15 protein-coding genes are annotated in these 20,279 nt (G+C 36.5%); 14 read left to right on the forward strand and 1 reads right to left on the reverse strand.

What is annotated here, in order from left to right; all coding sequences use genetic code 11:
• The first annotated feature begins 790 nt into the window (after window positions 1-790).
• From plsB to A9G22_RS07940, 11 genes are all read left to right on the forward strand, one after another.
• A complete protein-coding gene (gene plsB / locus A9G22_RS07890) occupies window positions 791-3,220 on the forward strand; it encodes a glycerol-3-phosphate 1-O-acyltransferase PlsB (RefSeq protein WP_065587239.1) in 2,430 nt (809 codons plus the stop codon).
• Window positions 3,221-3,481: 261 nt separating this feature from the next.
• Complete coding sequence (gene fdnG / locus A9G22_RS07895; RefSeq protein WP_081297010.1) at window positions 3,482-6,550, forward strand: formate dehydrogenase-N subunit alpha; 3,069 nt, start codon at window positions 3,482-3,484, stop codon at window positions 6,548-6,550.
• A gap of 15 nt (window positions 6,551-6,565) precedes the next feature.
• Window positions 6,566-7,540, forward strand: coding sequence for a formate dehydrogenase subunit beta (gene fdxH, locus A9G22_RS07900; protein ID WP_081297009.1), 975 nt, complete (start codon window positions 6,566-6,568; stop codon window positions 7,538-7,540).
• Window positions 7,533-8,225, forward strand: coding sequence for a formate dehydrogenase subunit gamma (locus A9G22_RS07905; RefSeq protein WP_065587238.1), 693 nt, complete (start codon window positions 7,533-7,535; stop codon window positions 8,223-8,225). Before fdxH ends, A9G22_RS07905 begins: the two co-directional genes overlap by 8 nt.
• Before the next feature lie 110 nt (window positions 8,226-8,335).
• Entirely contained in the window at window positions 8,336-9,244 is a 909-nt protein-coding gene (fdhE, locus tag A9G22_RS07910; protein WP_075508650.1) for a formate dehydrogenase accessory protein FdhE, read from the forward strand.
• A gap of 201 nt (window positions 9,245-9,445) precedes the next feature.
• Complete coding sequence (locus tag A9G22_RS07915; protein WP_075508651.1) at window positions 9,446-10,405, forward strand: ABC transporter substrate-binding protein; 960 nt, start codon at window positions 9,446-9,448, stop codon at window positions 10,403-10,405.
• Window positions 10,406-10,695: 290 nt separating this feature from the next.
• The gene (locus tag A9G22_RS07920; RefSeq protein ID WP_075508652.1) at window positions 10,696-11,673 is read left to right on the forward strand and encodes an ABC transporter substrate-binding protein; all 978 of its coding nucleotides are present in this window, start codon (window positions 10,696-10,698) and stop codon (window positions 11,671-11,673) included.
• 59 nt (window positions 11,674-11,732) lie between these two features.
• The gene (locus tag A9G22_RS07925; protein ID WP_065587234.1) at window positions 11,733-12,683 is read left to right on the forward strand and encodes an ABC transporter permease; all 951 of its coding nucleotides are present in this window, start codon (window positions 11,733-11,735) and stop codon (window positions 12,681-12,683) included.
• Entirely contained in the window at window positions 12,680-13,474 is a 795-nt protein-coding gene (locus A9G22_RS07930) for an ABC transporter ATP-binding protein (RefSeq protein ID WP_065587233.1), read from the forward strand. The genes A9G22_RS07925 and A9G22_RS07930 overlap by 4 nt, the downstream gene beginning before the upstream one ends.
• Before the next feature lie 225 nt (window positions 13,475-13,699).
• A complete protein-coding gene (gene dauA / locus A9G22_RS07935) occupies window positions 13,700-15,373 on the forward strand; it encodes a C4-dicarboxylic acid transporter DauA (RefSeq protein WP_075508653.1) in 1,674 nt (557 codons plus the stop codon).
• Between the two features lie 193 nt (window positions 15,374-15,566).
• Window positions 15,567-16,112 carry an HdeD family acid-resistance protein gene (locus A9G22_RS07940; RefSeq protein WP_065587231.1) on the forward strand — a complete coding sequence of 182 codons (546 nt, stop codon included), beginning with the start codon at window positions 15,567-15,569 and terminating at the stop codon, window positions 16,110-16,112.
• Window positions 16,113-16,241: 129 nt separating this feature from the next.
• Here the strand turns inward: A9G22_RS07940 and rsgA are convergent, their stop codons facing one another.
• The gene (gene rsgA, locus A9G22_RS07945) at window positions 16,242-17,270 is read right to left on the reverse strand and encodes a small ribosomal subunit biogenesis GTPase RsgA (protein WP_065638471.1); all 1,029 of its coding nucleotides are present in this window, start codon (window positions 17,268-17,270) and stop codon (window positions 16,242-16,244) included.
• A gap of 79 nt (window positions 17,271-17,349) precedes the next feature.
• Between rsgA and orn the strand changes: the two genes are divergently transcribed.
• Genes orn through hemH form a run of 3 tightly spaced genes read left to right on the forward strand, consistent with a single transcriptional unit; the run spans window position 17,350 to window position 20,195 of the window.
• The gene (orn, locus tag A9G22_RS07950; protein ID WP_065587229.1) at window positions 17,350-17,913 is read left to right on the forward strand and encodes an oligoribonuclease; all 564 of its coding nucleotides are present in this window, start codon (window positions 17,350-17,352) and stop codon (window positions 17,911-17,913) included.
• A gap of 5 nt (window positions 17,914-17,918) precedes the next feature.
• Entirely contained in the window at window positions 17,919-19,190 is a 1,272-nt protein-coding gene (gene waaA, locus A9G22_RS07955; protein ID WP_075508654.1) for a lipid IV(A) 3-deoxy-D-manno-octulosonic acid transferase, read from the forward strand.
• 9 nt (window positions 19,191-19,199) lie between these two features.
• Window positions 19,200-20,195, forward strand: coding sequence for a ferrochelatase (gene hemH, locus A9G22_RS07960; protein ID WP_176700251.1), 996 nt, complete (start codon window positions 19,200-19,202; stop codon window positions 20,193-20,195).
• The last annotated feature ends 84 nt before the right edge of the window (window positions 20,196-20,279 follow it).

Below are 20,279 nucleotides of genomic sequence, written 5' to 3' on the forward strand. Positions count from 1 at the left end.
ATTTAATTTAATTTAATTTAATCAAAATGATAATGTTAATAGTTTTATTATACTAAATAACAATAAATTATGTAGAAAAACACCGAACTATTTACACTTCATTATCAAAATAAACCTCTAAAAAATCATTAGGTATTTTACCAAAAATAAATTAATATATTGTTTTTATTATTTATTATTGGTTGTCTGTTTATATTGCTTGCACTATTTAGCTTTAAGATTAAGTTTATCCATTTACTTACGAACGAGTTCATGAGATAAATAATAACCTTCATCTAACAGTCTATCATGTAAACATCTATAACCCATGATGGAATTCAAATAACGTATTAATCCTCTTATCTAACTATTGATTGAATTCTGTTCGCTAAGAGGGCAAACATTTTAAATAAGCATAATAACCACTAATAGATACCTAAAATAAAGTGAATAATCGTAGTTTAGGCAAATCATCTTGTTTTTTTTGATAAATAAGATCAACATTGAAGATAAAAGCCAAGTAGATGCGTGGCGTTGGTAACAATAAACCGTTATAATACTATTAAGTATCGTTATAATCTGATTTTCTTAGTTTATCCAAAATTACATGAAATGAAAATTGCGTAAATTTGCTAACGATTAAACGATAACAAGTATATTTTTTTAATTCATTGCTCTTTTTAATGCATAAAAAAGCTATCTAGCTTTACAAGCAAAACACACTTATTGTTGTTTGTTGTTTGGTTGATGGGTTAAACAATTAAAATCAGTTAAGTATATCAATAACACAAACGTATGAGGTTTATTTTTTATGTTTTCTTGGTGGACTCAAGTTTATTTTTTTCTTATCCAAATTTTGGTAAAACTTTTTGTTAATAGTAAACCGATTCCTACTGATCCGATAATAGAATTAGATCTTGACAACAACAAACCAATTTTATACGTACTCCCTTACAACTCTCAAATCGATTTGATGGTAATTCGGTCTCTTTGTTTGCAATATAACTTACCTGACCCATTAATTAGCATAGATATTAATGGAAAAACCATACCGGCTTATATCTATACTGATAAAGGTCCTGGTATTTTTGCATCCAATCAACAACAAAATAAAGCAATTGAAATTTTAGGAGATTATATTTCGGCACATCAACAAAATCATGATCTAGACATCCAAATGTTACCTGTTTCGGTCATGTTTGGGCGTCGACCAGATACTGAAGGTAAAAAGAAATTATCACTACAAGTACTTGGTGCAACTAGTAAATTTTTTAAAATAATCACATCTGGGAGAGACTGTTATACTCGATTTTCTCGTACAGTTTCATTCAAAGATATTCATGTTGATAGACAGCAAGATCTTCCTGTTTTAGCTCATAAATTAGCCCGTGTTGCTCGTATTCATTTTGCAAAACAAAGAATGGCATCTGTCGGACCAAAACTACCCGTTCGCCAAGAAATGCTTAATAAATTATTAAATAATCCTGGGCTCTCAGAAGCTATACAAGAGGAAGCTAAAAGTAAAAATATTAATCTTGATAAAGCTAAAAAAAATGCATTAGCTATGCTAAACGAAATTGCAGTTAATTTTTCTTATCGTATGCTAAGAATAACAGATTTTGTGCTTACTTGGGCTTGGCATCGACTTTATCAAGGCCTTAAAGTAACAAATGCAGATCCCGTCCGTGAACTTGCGCAAAACGGACACGAAATTGTTTATGTTCCTTGTCATCGTAGTCATATGGATTACCTATTATTATCCTATGTGCTTTATCGACAAGGGTTAGTCCCACCCCATATCGCTGCTGGCATTAATTTGAACTTTTGGCCAGCAGGTCCTATTTTTAGAAGACTAGGTGCATTTTTTATTCGTCGTTCATTTAGAGGAAATAAGCTTTATACTGCTGTTTTTCGTGAATATTTGGCCGAACTATTTATCCATGGTTATGCTGTCGAGTATTTTATTGAAGGTGGGCGCTCACGCACAGGTCGATTACTCAATCCCAAAACAGGTATGTTGATGATGACTATACAAACACAGTTAAGAGGTGATGCCAGACCAATTACTGTTGTGCCTGTTTATATTGGTTATGAACATGTTTTAGAGGTCGCAACTTATGCCAATGAACTCCGTGGTGCTAAGAAAGAAAAAGAGAGTTTGTGGCGTACAATTAAAGCCTTTTTCAAGTTAAAGAAATTAGGATTTGGTTATGTTAATTTTGGACAACCGATACCTCTGAATCAGTTTTTATACCAACAAGTTCCTGATTGGCGAACTGAAATTGAACCAACTGGTACTCAACGCCCAAGTTGGTTAACACCAACAACCAATTTACTTGCTAAACAAATAATGGAGCACATTAATTGTTCAGCCGCAATTAATGCAATGAATTTATGTTGCTCAATATTGTTGGCCGCAGATCAACAAGCGTTAACCAAAGTTAGGCTAATTGAATTCATTGATAAATTATTAAAATTATTAAAGAACATTCCTTATTCAAATTTGGTAACAATTCCAGATCAAACTGCAGAAGAATTGTTCGAACATGCCAAAGAAATGGGAAAATTTGAGATCACAACCGATGAGGCAGGTGAAATTGTTGGTCTTACTGCAGAACAAGCAGTTTTAATGACCTATTATCGCAATAATATTCAGCATTTATTGATTATTCCAGCCATCGTAGCCAGAATTTTACTCAAAAATAACCATATCTCATCTGACGAAATTTTAAAACAAGTAAAACTACTTTTCCCTTTAATCAAATCAGAGCTATTTCTTTATCATAATGATGAGCAACTAACGGAATATGTTCATAGAATTATTAAATCGTATGTCGAATTAAGCCTAATCAACTGTTCATCCGACAAAGTAACACTCAACTCTTTGAAAATGTCGGGGTTACAATTACTAGCTTCTTCATCCAAAGATACCTTACAACGTTATGCTATTGCGTTTTCTTTATTGCAAAAAGATCCAACGATTAGTCGTGCAACATTAGAAAAAGAAGGCAGGTTAATAGCTGAACGATTATCAGTTTTACATGGCATCAATGCACCCGAATTTTTTGATAAAGGTGTGTTTTCAACGCTTGTTGCTTCTTTACGAGAACAAGGTTATCTAGATGACAAAGATGGGGTTAATTTATCAAAAATTGAAAAAATGAATGCAATACTTAAACCTCTCATTACCGCAAGAGTAATGCAAACTATTGACGAAATTACCCCTTTATTAAAACAATAAAATAACAAGATTATTAATTTTAACTTGTCCATTTATCCAAATGGGCAAGTTTATGTTTATAAATAGGTTAAATAGTATAGAAAGTAAAAAACAAATTGAGATAAAAATAATTCTTTTATCTAAAATTTGACGCATATCAAATTTTCTTTTTCCCCCTTTATTTCCATGCCATTAAAGATTATCATTACAAATTATAGGGATGTTAATAGATTCCAATATAACAAATCAAATAATGTAATGTCAGCTTTTTAAGGAGTCCATATGCTATTTAACCGTAGACAGTTCTTTAAGATCTGTGCTGGTGGTATGGCAGGAACAACGGTTGCCACACTAGGACTAGCGCCTAATATGGCGCTCGCACAAACTCGCCAATTTAAATTACTCAAATCAAAAGAAACCCGTAATAACTGTACTTACTGTTCAGTTGGCTGTGGAATGTTACTTTATAGCCGTGGAGATGGTGCAAAAAATGCTGAATCATCCATATTCCATGTTGAAGGTGATCCAGACCATCCTGTTAGTCGTGGTTCGCTTTGTCCTAAAGGTGCTGGTGTACTTGACTATATCAAAAGTGAACAACGTGTCAAATACCCTGAATACCGCGCTCCAGGCTCTGATAAATGGCAAAAAATTAGTTGGGATGAAGCCGTTGACCGAATTGCTCGCTTAATGAAAGCTGACCGAGATAAAAACTTTATTGAAAAAAACGAACAAGGAACGACAGTTAATCGCTGGACAACAACAGGCTGGCTTGTTACCTCAGCTGCGAGTAATGAAACAGGTTGGCTGGCATTCAAAGTTGCACGTGCATTAGGCATGTTAAGCCTTGAAACCCAAGCAAGGGTTTGTCATGGTCCTTCTGTATCAAGTTTAGCCGCTACTTTTGGTCGCGGTGCTATGACTAACAACTGGAATGATATTAAAAATGCTAATGTTGTTATTGTCATGGGGGGTAATGCGGCCGAAGCTCATCCAGTTGGATTTAAATGGGCCATAGAAGCAAAAATTAATAATGGCGCAGAACTGATTGCCATTGATCCCCGTTTTCATCGAACCGCTTCGGTTGCCGATCACTATGTACCGATTCGCTCAGGATCTGATATTGCATTTTTGCTTGGTATTATTAATTATCTTATTACCAATAACGAAGTTAACTTTGACTATTTAGTGACCCATAGTAATGCAAGTTTAATTGTTCGTGATGATTTTAATTTTGATGCCAATAGTGGGTTATTTAGCGGTTATGATTCAGCTAATCGCCAATATGATCCAACCAGTTGGGCATATCAAAAAGATGAAAATGGTTATGCGCTTCGAGATAAAACACTCAGCCATCCTCGCTGTGTATGGAATCTACTGAAAAATCATGTCAGTCGTTATACACCTGAAATGGTAAATAAAGTGACAGGAAGCCCAATTGAGGGATTTTTACATGTTTGTCGCTCACTTGCAAGCACCAAAACTCATGATAGAGCAGCCACTTTTTTATATGCATTAGGATGGACTCAGCATACTTATGGCTCACAAATTATCCGTACGGCTGCAATGATTCAGCTTATCTTAGGTAATATTGGCGTAATGGGTGGTGGAATTAATGCACTACGAGGGCATTCCAATATTCAAGGTTTAACTGATGTCGGTTTATTATCAAATCGTTTACCTGCTTATCTTGATTTACCTAAAGATTCTCAAGTTTCACTCGAACAGTATTTAGAGGAAAAAACGCCTAAACCGCTAGGACCAGACGAAGTTAATTTTTGGGCAAATTACCCAAAATTCTTTGTCAGTTTTATGAAGTCAATGTATGGTGATAAATCAACTCAAGATAACAATTGGGGATTTGACTGGTTACCAAAATGGGATAAAACCTATGATGTATTAAGATTCAGTAAAATGATGCGTGATGGTCAAGCCAATGGTCTTATTTGTCAAGGTTTCAATCCTCTTGCTGCGCTACCAGATAAAAATAGTATCCGTAACGGTTTATCGAACTTGAAGTTTTTAGTTAGCATTGACCCTATGCCAACTGAAACGGCAGAGTTTTGGAAAAATCATGGTGAATCGAATGATGTCGATCCAAGCCAAATCCAGACAGAAGTTTTTAGGCTTCCTGCAAACTGTTTTGCTGAAGAAAACGGCACTATCGTTAACTCTTCGCGTTTATTACAGTGGCACTGGGCGGCAGCAAGACCGCCTTATGAGTCATTATATGATCCAGAAATCATCGCTCGTATCTTTCTTAGAATGAAAGAGTTATATGCCGAAGAAGGGGGGGCATATCATGAGCCAATCAATAACTTAGTTTGGGATTATCAAAATCCAGAAGGCCCTGCTGCAGAAGAGCTAGCGCAAGATTATAATGGGCGAGCCCTTGCTGATCTCACCGATACCAATGGCAATGTTATTCTTAAAAAAGGTCAGCTATTAAGTGGTTTTTCTCAATTAAAAGCAGATGGAACAACTTCATCAGGAATATGGATATTTTGTGGTTCATGGACAGAGCAAGGTAACCAAATGGCAAGGCGAGATCCTAGCGATCCGTCAGGTAAAGGTATTCATGCCGGATGGGCGTGGGCATGGCCGATGAATCGGCGGGTACTTTATAATCGTGCCTCGGCGGATGAAAACGGCAAGCCATGGGATCCCAAACGCGTACTGGTAAAATGGAATGGTTCAAGCTGGGACGGTAATGATGTTCCTGATTTTACTGCAACGCTATCGCCAAGTGCTGGAGCGGGTGCCTTTATCATGAATAACGATGGTTTAGGCGGATTGTTTTGTTTAAATCGATTAGTCGATGGCCCGTTCCCTGAGCATTATGAACCGTTTGAAACACCAATTACCAATAATCCATTACATCCAAATCAAGTGAGTAGCCCTGTGGCGCGGGCATTTACAGAGGATTTGGCGCGCTTAGGAAATGCCAGTGAATTTCCTTATGTTGGTACCACTTACAGTATCACCGAGCATTTCCACTTTTGGACTCAACATGCCAGACTGGCTTCTATTACTCAGCCAGAACAATTTATTGAGCTCAGCGAAAACTTAGCCAATAAAAAAGGCATAAAACTAGGCGATACCGTAAAAGTGACTTCATATCGCGGTTATATCAAAGCTAAAGCTGTTGTGACAAAGCGCCTTCCGACATTAACTGTTGATGGTAAAGAAATCGAGACTATTGGAATTCCTATTGTTTGGGGATTCACAGGTCAGACGAAGAAAGGATTTTTGGTGAATGAATTAACGCCACATTTAGGTGATGCCAATTCACAAACGCCAGAATATAAATCATTTTTAGTCAATATTGAAAAAGTGACCAGTGCGGCATAGGGAGGAAGATAAATTATGTCATTACAAACACAAGATATTATTCGCCGCTCGGGAACCAATTCGTTAACGCCAGCGCCACGAGCACGCGATTACCAACAAGAAGTGGCTAAATTAATTGATGTAACCACATGTATTGGCTGTAAGGCTTGTCAAGTTGCGTGTAGCGAATGGAATGATCTTCGTGCCGAAGTGGGTAATACTGTCGGCGTTTATGATAATCCGGCTGATTTAGAGCCGAAAGCATGGACAGTGATGAGGTATTCAGAAGTTGAGGTTAACGGCAAATTTGAATGGCTGATTCGTAAAGATGGCTGTATGCACTGTTCTGATCCTGGTTGTTTGAAAGCCTGCCCATCAGAAGGCGCTATTATTCAATACGCCAATGGTATTGTTGATTTTCAATCGGAACACTGTATTGGTTGTGGTTATTGTGTCGCAGGTTGCCCGTTCAATATTCCTCGAATTAGTAAAGAAGATAATCATTCTTACAAATGTACTTTATGTGTGGATCGCGTTGCAGTTGGGCAAGAGCCTGCTTGCGTTAAAACCTGCCCAACTGGTGCTATTCACTTTGGCACTAAACAAGATATGATTCGTCATGCTGAAAATCGAATTGTAGACTTGAAAAAACGCGGTTTTGAACATGCTGGCCTTTATGATCCACAAGGTGTTGGCGGTACTCACGTTATGTATGTTTTACACCATGCTGATCAACCAGAACTGTATCACGGCCTACCAAAAGACCCACACATTAGTGAAATTGTCAAATTTTGGAAAGGTATTTGGAAACCGTTATCCGCAGCTGCATTTGTTGCAACATTTGGCGGGTTGCTTTTTCATTACATGGGGGTTGGTGCAATTGAAGTGGATGAAGATGACATTGAACAAGAAAAACAAGCTGATAGACAAGCGCGAAAACGTCTAGGATTACCCGTTTTTGGTCGCAAAAATGGTGCTAATTCATCACAACAGGAGAATCATCATGAATAAAAAAGGCATGATTTTAAGAACACCACTTATTGTTCGTTTTTGCCACTGGTGTATGGTGTGTCTGTTTATTCTTACTGCACTATCAGGCTTATCCTTGTTTTTTCCATCAATTAAACTGTTTGGTTTATTCCTTGGTACACCACAATTAGTGAGGGCATTACACCCAATTATTGGTTGTATTGTTTTTGTCTTACTGATGTTTATGTTTGTAAAGCTTGCTCGTCATAATATCCCTAACAAACAAGATATTGTATGGTTAAAAAACTTTAAAAGCGTCATTATGGGCAAAGAAGAAGGTATTCCAATTGGCAAGTATAATGTCGGTCAGAAGTTTTTATTCTGGTGCATTATGAGCTTAATTTTTGTATTATGTATTACTGGGCTAATCATGTGGCGCCAATATATTTCTGATTATTTTCCAGTACAGGTTGTACGTATTGCGATATTCTTCCACTCGTTTGCTGCTATAGCTTTAATTTTACTTGCTATTGGCCATGCTTATATGGCAATTTGGGTGAAAGGCTCTATTAAAGGGATGATAACAGGTTACGTATCACGTGCTTGGGCACGAAAAAATCATTCTACTTGGTATGAGGAAGAAATGGAAAAAATTTATCAAAATGAACTAAATGCAAAGGCCAAATCTGAAGCAGAATCTACAGACGTTGAGCACAAGCCAGCATAGACGTTCTCCTCTAACTGTAATTGTATTTTCCGCTGATAGTCACTATCAGCGGAGTTATCTTAAAAGTAAAAATCAGTGATAAGTGAAATCACAATCAATGAGCATTTATAATGAGTATCAAAATCATCCCTCAAGATCAACTAGAACTACAAGCGACAAACTCAGTTATTAAACAAATTCCATTACTCTTTTACCCATCGCCTAAAACGCTGTATATTCATCGAGCAGAGCGTTTAACGAGCCTTGCAAACAATAGTCCAATTAGTGATTATTTGAAATTTTGTGCAATAATCGCTGAAAAACAAGCGAATTTAATTAAACATAATCCTATAGATATTGATGTATCTTGTTTATTAAACAGCGATCGCCCGCCACTTAGTTTAGCTAATTTACCACTTCAAAATACTTGGCAAGATTACTTAACTTCATTATTGAACTCATTTTCTGATACAACGCAGCAAATCACTTTAGTCATAGACCAGCTTAAAAAAAATAGTTCTCTAGAATTACAAGATAAAGCATTGCATTTACTTAAAGGAGAATTTGATCGAGTCGATGGCAATGAAACAATATTTATTTGGTCATCATTATCGGTTTATTATTGCCAACTTGCCAGCCAAATTAAAGGTAAAGCTATCGCAGAAAATACCGATAAACTTTGGTTGTGTCCTGTTTGTAATAGCATGCCAACAGCTAGCGTAATTCAATTAGGTAGCCACAATGGTTTGCGCTATTTGCACTGTAGTTTATGTGAAAGTGAATGGTATGTGCCTAGAGTTAAATGTACCTGTTGCGATAACATGAAAGGTATACAATATCTCTCACTAGAAAAGGAACTTGCAGCCACAAAAACTGAATGTTGTGACGTTTGCCATAGTTATCTAAAAATACTCGATCAAGACAAAGACCCTCATATTGAAGTCATCGCTGACGATATTGCCTCATTGATATTAGATATCAAAACAGAAGAAGAGGGTTTTGCAAAAAGTGGTATAAATCCTTTTATATTTGCTAAATAAAAAAACGTATATACTGATACCTACAAAAATTAAGTTTTATGGGTATCAGTATATAAAAAATTTATTAAAAATAATTAATCATTTAATTCATATTATAATGCTGATATTTTTTTATATAATAATTAATTAACAAATACAACTTAACTTTTTTGATTAATAAAGCTAGAATAGAACTATTGTACTAGTTTACGAGTTCGACTTATGAAACGCTTTATTTTATTAATCATATTTTTGTTTACACCTTTTTTGAGTTTCGCAAATACAATAAAAAATGTCGCTATTACGGCGATTGTTGAACATCCTTCATTAGATCAAATTCGTGATGGTGTTAAAGATGAATTGGCAGAAAACGGCTATAAGTTAAACGACAATTTAACGGTGCAATATAAAAGTGCACAAGGAAGCAGTGCTACAGCAGCCCAAATAGCTAGACAATTTGTCGCCACTAAACCAGACGTCATTGTGGCAATTGCAACACCAAGCGCTCAAGCAACTGCCGCTGCAACCAAACAAATCCCAGTCGTATTTGCCGGCATTACCGACCCTATCGCGGCTAAATTAGTTAAAAACTGGCAACCAACAGGCACAAACATCACCGGTGTTTCCGATTATCAAGAGATAGGCCCACAAATCGACTTTATGAAGAAAATCGTCCCTAATGTCAAATCGGTAGGCTATATTTATAGCCCAAGCGAAATTAATTCAACTGTCGTGTTAAAAAATCTACAAAAGCTTTTATCCCAACAAAATATTGCTTTGGTTGCCGTGCCTGCCCAACGAACTGCGGATATTTCAACAGCTGTTAATACATTAAAAGGTAAAGTCGACTTAATCTACACAACAACCGATAACAATGTTGTTTCAGCTTATGAGTCCCTAGTCAAATTTGCGAATGAAAATAAAATCGCACTTTTAGCTTCGTTCCCTGATGCAATTGAACGCGGAGCTGTTGCAGCATATGGCATGAGTTACTATGATGTAGGACGTCAATCAGGTAAACTGGTTGTTCGAATATTAAAAGGTGAAAAGCCAGGAAGTATTGCCCCAGAAATAGGGCAAGCCCTACGCCTTGTCATCAATACTGATGCTGCTAAAAAACAAGGAATAACCTTGCCTCCTGACGTTATTCAATCCGCATACAAAGTCATAGGTAATAATTAAGCCCAACCTCACCAGAATGAATTAAGAACTTTGCTCATTTAGTGAAGTGGGCAAAGAAAAAATGGTACAAATAATCCGTTTCAACCAATTGATATAACCTATAATCCTTGTCTTCCAATAACTGGGTTAGTATCACTTACGATAGTATGTTGATATGACATTAAATTACCTATAAGTGTAATAAAATATTTACACTCATAACAATTTTTACGCTAGAAAATTATCTATTTTTGCTTTATAGTAACTCAATATTTAGCTTGGTTGTAAAAAAAATATTACAGGAGTGCCTTATGCGTAATTCTATTTTTAAACTTTTTATGCTACTTAGTTTATCGTTTTCAGCATTTTACTCTTCAGCAGATGCTAAAAATGAACAAAAATTTGTTGCTATTACAGCAATCGTTGAACACCCAGCATTAGATAATGTACGCAAAGGGGTTGAAGATGAGTTAAAGGACAATGGTTACATTGCGGGAAAAAATTTAAAATTACAATTTTCGAGCGCACAAGGCAGTAGTGCCAATGCAGCCCAAATCGCGAAACAATTTGTAGCAAGTAAACCAGATGTTATCGTCGGAATAGCCACGCCAAGTTCACAAGCATTAGTTGCGACAACAAAACGCATTCCGATAGTTTTCACTGCCGTTACCGATCCCGTGGTAGCCAAATTAACACCAAGTTGGGATGCATCAAAAACAAACGTAACAGGTGTATCTGATGCTTTATCACTAGATGCGCAAATTGATCTGATGTTAAAAATTAAACCTGAAGCTAAAAATATTGGTTATGTTTATAGTCCAAGCGAAACTAATTCAACCATCATTCTAAAACAATTGCAGGTTGAACTAGAAAAACGAGGTATGAAAATTATTGCTGCCCCAGCCCAGCGCACTTCTGATATATCAACAGCAGCGAGAAGTTTAAAAGGTAAGGTAGATATGATTTATACGACTACTGATAATAACGTTGTTTCTGCTTATGAAGCTTTAGCAAAAGTGGCTAATGAAAGTAAAATCGCCCTTATTGCATCTAATCCAGAATCGACAGAACGCGGTGCAATTGCTGCTTTAGGGATGAGTTATTATGATCTTGGTCGTCAAGCTGGTAAAATTGTTATCCGTATACTTAATGGTGAAAACCCGGGCGATATTGCACCGCAAGTAGGCAATATCACTCAATTAACAATAAATAAAAAAGCGGCTGAACGACAAGGTGTTATATTACCTGAAAATGTATTAAAATCAGCTGCCAAAATTGTCGAAAAATAAATTTACTAATTTCTAACTCAATCGCCAACTTTGGCGATTAACTTTAATGGATTTTTTTCATGTCTTTTGAATTTTTATTAGGCTCAATTGGAATTGGACTTATTTATGCACTAGTGAGTTTAGGTGTATTTATCTCCTTTCGTTTACTTGATTTTCCCGATCTTACTGCAGATGCCAGCTTTCCTCTTGGTGGCGCAGTATGTGGATTGTGCATTTATGTAGGCATCGATCCTTGGATCGCAACATTATTAGGTATGTTTGCTGGCTGTCTTGCTGGCGCGATGACAGGAATATTGTATGTGAAGCTCAATATTCTTCAATTATTATCAAGTATTATTGTCATGATAGGGCTCTATTCTATTAATTTAAGAATATTAGGTATTGGGCCTTACGTGATGGATGAAACAACTCGACTAGCCGGCTCACCTAATCTTTCTTTACTTGATGCCAAAACAATATTTTCACCATTTATTGCTGAAGACTACAGTAATCAATATTTTGTGCAACCCCTTATGATATTAGGATTTGTGCTTGTATTTTGGATGTTACTAAATCTATTTTTAAATACTCAAAAAGGACTTGCCTTAAGAGCAACAGGCACTAACCCCCGAATGGCAAAATCTCAAGGTATACCGACAGATGGCATAACCATTTTGGGTATGGCAATTTCAAATGGTTTAATTGCGCTAGGGGGTTCCCTTTTTGTGCAAACGCAAGGCAGTGCCGACATTACCATTGGTGTTGGTACAATTGTAATTGGTCTTGCCTCAATTATTATTGGTGAAAGCCTCTTCCCAGCTAAACGTATTTGGACTGTGATGCTAGCCGTTATTTTCGGCTCTATTTTATATCGTTTATTCATTGCCTTTGCACTTAGTAATGAATTTTTACAAGAAATCGGTGTCGGAACAGAAGATCTCAATCTAATCACAGCAATACTTGTTGTGCTAGCTCTAGTTGTGCCTAAGCAATTAAAAAAACACGCCAAAATAAGAGGGAAGTCAGCATGATTAAAGTAGAACAATTGCAATTAACCTTTAATCGAGGCACGCCTATCGAAAATCATGTTTTACGTGGGTTAAATCTTAATATCAGTGAGGGAGAATTTGTCACTATTATAGGCAGTAATGGAGCCGGAAAAAGCTCATTTCTTAATGTGATTAGTGGTGATTTACTTGTTGACTCTGGTCATATTGTCATTAATGGACAAAATGTCACTCGCTGGCCAGCATGGAAAAGAGCCGGTATGGTTGCTCGCGTATTCCAAGACCCTATGGTTGGAACTTGTGAAAACTTAACAATCGAAGAAAATCTTGCCATCGCCTATAACCGTGGACATCGTTTTAGGCTATCTCCAGCTCTTAATCACGAAATCAGATCAATATTTAAAGAAAAACTGGCCACTTTAAATTTAGGTCTTGAAAATCGATTATCAGATATGATGGGATTACTTTCCGGCGGTCAAAGACAAGCTATTAGTTTGTTAATGTCAACTTTACAGCCATCTAAAATATTATTGCTTGATGAACATACAGCAGCACTTGATCCAAAAACCGCACAGTTTGTTTTAGAACTCACCAATGAAATTGTTTCAAAAAACCAATTAACCACCATGATGGTTACTCATTCGATGAAACAAGCATTAGAGTATGGCACTAGAACAGTGATGCTTCATCAAGGGCAAGTCGTGCTTGATGTATCTGGAGAACAACGAGCTAAATTAACTGTAACTGATTTATTAGATATGTTTGAAAAAACACGCGGTGAAAAAGTTACCGATGATGCGTTACTTTTAGGTTAACAACACATAAAAAGCAATATTTGAAAAAAATATTGCTTTTTATATTGCATAACAACAAAATAAATTATACCTATCAGGTGATAATTTAATCAAGCCATACCAGCAAAAGCAACAAAAGTTTTTTTACAAAAAAGAGGATTATTTTCAAAACACACTTTTATTTTTTGCAAAAAAGATTATCTTATTAGGAATTTAAGATAACTTCCCTTTAATTAAACAAAAATAATGAAATTATATGGCCTTTCTGGCACCAAAATTAGCTGTGCATTTATATCTGCATGTATAAGTACTCCTTATAACACAACTCGTTTTATCAAAGATCTAATAGCCGGAATAACTGTTGGTATAATTGCTATACCACTAGCAATGGCACTAGCAATCGCTAGTGGTGTACCACCACAGTATGGGCTATACACCGCAATTATAGCGGGCTTTGTGATTGCATTAACGGGTGGGTCACGTTTTAGTGTTTCAGGCCCTACTGCGGCATTTGTGGTTATTTTATACCCTGTATCGTTACAATATGGGTTATCTGGATTACTCGTTGCAACATTACTGTCTGGCATATTTCTTGTATTAATGGGATTGATTCGACTAGGGCGATTAATCGAATACATTCCATTACCCGTGGTATTAGGTTTCACATCAGGTATTGCCATAACTATAGCAACCATGCAAATTAAAGATTTTTTTGGCTTGACGCTTGAGCATATGCCAGAGCGCTATATTGAAAAAGTTATTGAGTTAACGAAAACACTACCCACCATAAATATTGCTGACACTATAGTCGGAATAGTAACACTGATGGTGTTAATTGTATGGCCAAAACTTAAAGTCAAAATATCGGGGCACTTACCGGCACTGGTTGCTGGCATTGCTGTCATGTTTATTTTTAATCAATTTGGTTATCAAATTGAAACCATCGGTTCACGATTTACCTATACGCTAGCCGATAATACAATAGGTCACGGCATACCCTCTGTATTACCAGAATTTGTTTTACCTTGGCAGCATGCTGAATTTAATTGGGATTGGTCAACACTGACCGCCTTATTGCCGATTTCGTTAACCATGGCAATGTTATGCGCAATTGAATCACTACTTTGTGCTGTCGTATTAGATGAAATGACACACACTAAACATCACTCAAATAGCGAACTGATTGGCCAAGGGTTAGGAAATATTATCGCGCCCTTTTTTGGTGGGATTTCAGCAACTGCAGCTATCGCAAGGTCGGCTGTAAATGTCAAAGCGGGAGCGACTTCGCCGATTGCTGCCGTGTTGCATTCACTCGTTGTGTTACTTGCACTGATCTGCTTTGCACCCGCATTATCATTTATTCCACTTTCTGCTATGGCAGCATTATTACTTATCGTGGCATGGAATATGAGTGCAGTTCAACGCGTCATTTACATTATTAAATGTGCGCCAAAAGATGATATTTTAATTATGCTTATTTGCATGTCGCTCACAGTACTATTTGATATGGTGATTGCAATTACACTTGGGATTGTGCTGGCATCAATTTTATTTATGCGTCGTATCGCTCGAATGACTCGGTTAGTTGAACTTAATCGCAGTGACAACAAAACCTTGGTGTTACGTATTAATGGGTCACTGTTTTTTGCTGCTGCTGAACGCACATTTTTAGAGATATATCAAAAGATTAATGGATATGAACACATAGTACTACAATGGGATGCGGTACCTATTCTTGATGCTGGTGGACTCAATGCTTTAATACATTTTATCGATGAATTACCTGAACATGTTGATCTATCAATTTGTGAATTACAATTTCAACCATTAAAAACATTAGCTCGCGCCAAAATTGTTCCTATTTCTAACAAACTCATGTTCTATTCAACGTTAGATGAAGCACTGAAAGATAAAAGCTAATTCACAATTTAGCTTTATTATATTGACTAATTTATATACGCAGTGAAAGTTTGCATAAAATCGAATTACTGCGCAATAAATTGTACCTTCACGACCTTTCTTTTCATTTACTAATCGCTGTTGACAGACTATAAGTCTTAGCAGTGGTTTGAATTTGAAATCCAAAATTAACTCATAAAAATAGGTAAATAACATGATATCTAACGAAAACAATTTCCACGCTCTTAAAGAAAAATCAAGCTGGTTTATTTTAGTCGGTGTTATTTTAATTGTATTAGGGTGCTTAGCATTAGGTTATCAGTTCATTGCTACCGTTTTTTCTGTCTATTTTATTGGCTCATTAATTTTAATTGCAGGACTTGCCCAAACATTACATTCTTTTAGCATTAAAAGTTTTGGCCAATCAGCCTTATGGGCAGTAATGGGTATTTTATACATATTTATTGGTTTAATGTCATTTCTCAAACCTGTTGCTGTTTCATCTGCCTTAACATTAGTGATGTCGCTCTTATTAATGATGAGTGGCTTTACACAAATATTTTCCGCTATGATCAACCGTAATTTACCTCGTTGGGGATGGGTACTCATTTCCGGTATGATTACATTAATTTTGGGTTTTATGGTTATTATAGGATGGCCGTATGACAGTCTTTGGATATTAGGTATGTTTTTAGGTATTGACCTTGTCTTCCAAGGTTGGGCATATGTAGCTATCGGCTTTGCACTAAAAAATCGTTAATAACTAATATTGTTTATTTTGCTACTCACAATTTAAATTTCACAGCTTGTGAGTAGCAACAAATAATAATCTCACCTATCTTTACTAAACTAACTAAAATTAAAATTTTTTAATTTTGATTAAAGCTTATTACTTATAGCTTTTATTCGTTTTTGCCTTTACCTCTTGCATTGTCTGTAAAATTCGATGATAGTTATCAAGCCTTGATGGAGCAATTTGGCCGTCTTGCATTGCTTTTTGTAGCAAACAACCTGGCGTATCGAGGTGATTACAATCACGAAAGTGGCAACCGCCTAAATAATTGTCAAATTCTTTAAACCCCCTAATTACCTGTTCTGGCTCTAAATGCCATAAGCCAAATTCGCGGATCCCTGGTGAGTCTATAATATCGCCACCATTTGGTAAGTGGTAAAGCCGAGAGGATGTGGTTGTATGTTGACCAAGACCTGATATTTCTGAAATACCTCCAGTCATCGCTGTTTGTGATTGATGAGGCAATAGCAAATTAATAATACTTGATTTACCCACACCAGATTGTCCAACTAAAATAGAAACCTTACCATGCAAGGCATCTTGCAATACCGCAATACCTTGTTGATTTTGGCATGAAACATATAATAATTGATAACCAATATGAGTATAAATCGCCAATTGTTTTTCAACATTAGCGCGTTGCTGATCATTGAGTAAATCAATTTTGTTTAAAACAATAATGGGTTGTATATCAGTACTTTCACAAGCCACTAAATAGCGATCGATAATATTTAGTGATAGTTCTGGCAAGACAGCCGAAATAATCACGATTTGATCAACATTTGCGGCAACAGGTTTAACACCATCATAAAAATCAGGCCGAACAAGTTCCGAATGCCGAGGATGAACCGCTTCAATGATACCATTGGTATTCGGCTCTAAACTTTCGCGCCACAAAACTTTATCGCCAGTGACTAACGACGGTAACGTGCGCCGAATACTACAACGATAAATAAGGCCTGCATCATCTTCGACATCAGCCGATTTACCAAAACGACTTATCACCACACCATCACGAGGGGATGAAAAATTTGATAGACTTTCATCTTGTTTTATAGCTAATCGTTGCTGATGTTTTGCCGCTACGCGCCTTTTTTGATTTTGGGAGAGTTGATTTTTTGCCATAGCACTCATTTTTTACTAAAACAGATTGTCAGTTATGCTACACTACTCAGTATCAAAAAGAAAATGTCTATCGCAAATTATGAGCAAACAATCACAAATTAACAGTAGCAATCTTATTTGGATCGATCTTGAAATGACAGGACTTAATCCAACCACTGATCGCATTATTGAAATTGCAACCATTGTTACCGATTCTAATTTAAATATCCTTGCTGAAGGACCAGTCATTGCCGTGCATCAATCTGATGAGCAATTAGCATTAATGGATGAGTGGAATCAAAATACCCACGGCAAATCAGGACTCATCGAGCGTGTTCGCACAAGTACCATTAGCGAACAACAAGCCGAACAACAAACCATCGAATTTTTAAAACAATGGGTACCTGAAAACAGCTCACCAATTTGTGGTAATACCATTGGGCAAGATCGTCGTTTTTTATTTAACTATATGCCTAATTTAGAACGTTATTTTCATTATCGTTATTTAGATATTAGTACAATTAAAGAATTAGCTAAACGCTGGAAGCCTGAAATGTTAAAAGGGATTAGCAAACAGAGTTCGCACCAAGCGCTTGATGATATTCGTGATTCGATTGCCGAACTGGTTTATTACCGCGAGCACTTTTTTGATCTAACCCAATAATTAGCATGCAAATTTTATATACTGTTTTATTATATTTGATTCAACCCTTTGTTTGGCTAAGGCTACTTTGGCGTAGCTGTAAAGCGCCCGCTTATCGTAAGCGTTGGCTTGAACGCTATGGTTTTTGCCAAAATAAAGTTGAATCTAATGGTATTTTACTGCATGCCGTATCAGTGGGGGAAACGATTGCCGCTATCCCACTAATCAAAGCATTGCAACAACAATATCCTAATTTACCTATCACCGTGACCACCATGACGCCAACAGGCTCAGAGCGAGTGAAATCGTTACTCGGTGATAGTGTTTATCATGTCTATTTACCTTATGATTTGCCTTGCGCAATAAATCGTTTTTTAAAAACCATTCAGCCAAAATTAGTGATTATTATGGAAACTGAGCTTTGGCCTAATTTTATTTGTCAGTGTTACAAACGAAATATTCCGCTGGTTCTTGCCAACGCTAGATTATCAGAACGATCAGCTAACCGATATCGCAAACTAGGACGGGCGATTAGCCATTTACTATCAAAAATCAGCACCATTGCCGCACAAAATAAGCAAGATGGAGAGCGTTTTGTATCACTGGGTTTGCCGAGTGATCATTTAGCCATAACCGGCAGTATTAAATTTGATATTGATTTAACGGCTCAACAGCAGCAAAAAATTGCAATGCTAAAACAACAATGGCAATTAAATCGCCCTGTCTTTATTGTTGCAAGTACACATAGTGGCGAAGATGAAATCATCTTGTCTGCCTTTGAACGATTATTAAAAACATGCCCTGATTTGTTATTAATCGTTGTTCCCCGCCACCCTGAACGCTTTAAAACCGTCGAAAAATTAATTAATGACCGCGGGTTAAATTATATCAACCGCAGTAGCAACCAAGTTCCGACTAAACAAACACAAGTCATTTTGGGCGATACAATGGGAGAGTTAATAGAACTTTATGGCATTGCCGATATTGCCTTTGTTGGAGGTAGTTTAGTGAAGCATGGTGGGCATAACCCATTAGAGCCAGCACTCCACCACATCCCAATCATTAGTGGCGAGCACTTTTTCAATTTTAAAGTTATTTGTGAACAGCTCATTTCAGCTAACGGGATGATCATTTGTGCTAGCTCAGCAGACGCTCTTTATTCAGCGGTTAATACGCTTTTGGAAAATAAAAGTAATAGTCAGCAAATTGGCGAACAGGCATATCAAGTATTAAAACAAAATCAAGGGGCACTAGATCGGCTGCTTAACATTATCAACCATTATCTTTGCTCAAAATAAGGATTGCTTGTGGAAAAAAAACAAGGACTATTATTGGTTAATCTAGGCACGCCAAGTGCGACAACGCCAGATGCAATAAAGCAGTATTTAACCGAGTTTTTGCTCGATCGGCATGTCGTTGATTTGCCAAAGCTGTTTTGGTCTCCCATTTTAAAGTCTCTTGTGATACCCAAACGAGTACCTTATATTATTCACCATTACCAAAAAATTTGGATAAATGGCGCATCACCTTTATTGCATTATAGCCGATTATTATGTGATAAATTACAACGTCATTTACCGAATATACAATGTGAATTAGCCATGACTTATGGTGAACCGGATATTCAATCGGCATTGAATAACCTTCGATCATGTTCAAAAATTACCGTATTACCACTCTTTCCGCAGTATTCCACAACCACAACTCTTGCAGTACTTGATAAACTCAAACAGATTATTGCCTCTGATCAAATCATTGATAATATCTGTTATATTCGTGATTATGCTGATCATCCAAGCTATATCAATGCACTTTATTTACAAATTAAACAGGCTTTTCAAGATCAAGGAGAGCCTGAAGTGCTCGTGCTTTCTTATCATGGTATCCCAGAACGTTATATTCACAAACGAAAAGAGGATTACATTGAACGTTGTGAAATGACCACGCAGTTATTAATCGAAAAATGTCGAGCAAATGGGTTAAATCGACCAATCCAAATGGCGTATCAATCAAAATTTGGTAAAGGTAAATGGGTTACGCCAAGTACTAGTGAGACACTACAAGCATTGGCACAAAGTGGCATTAAAAATGTGCACGTCATCTGCCCGGGTTTCTCGGTAGACTGTATTGAAACCCTTTATGAAATTGATGAAGAAAATCGAGAACTGTTTTTTAATGCAGGCGGAAAAACGTTTTATTATATTCCCGCATTAAATGAGAGCGACTTACAGATTAATTTAATCATAGCGTTAATCAATCATACTCAACCAATTATATTTAAAAACTTATACTCAAACACATAGTTTCCTGAAACTTTTTGACAAAAGCCATTTGACTTAAAAAGATGATACAAAGTTGGTAATTGTTAACGTTCAAATGATTCAAAT

Source organism: Gilliamella sp. App2-1, assembly GCF_001690255.1.
GTDB classification, from domain to species: domain Bacteria; phylum Pseudomonadota; class Gammaproteobacteria; order Enterobacterales; family Orbaceae; genus Gilliamella; species Gilliamella apicola_G.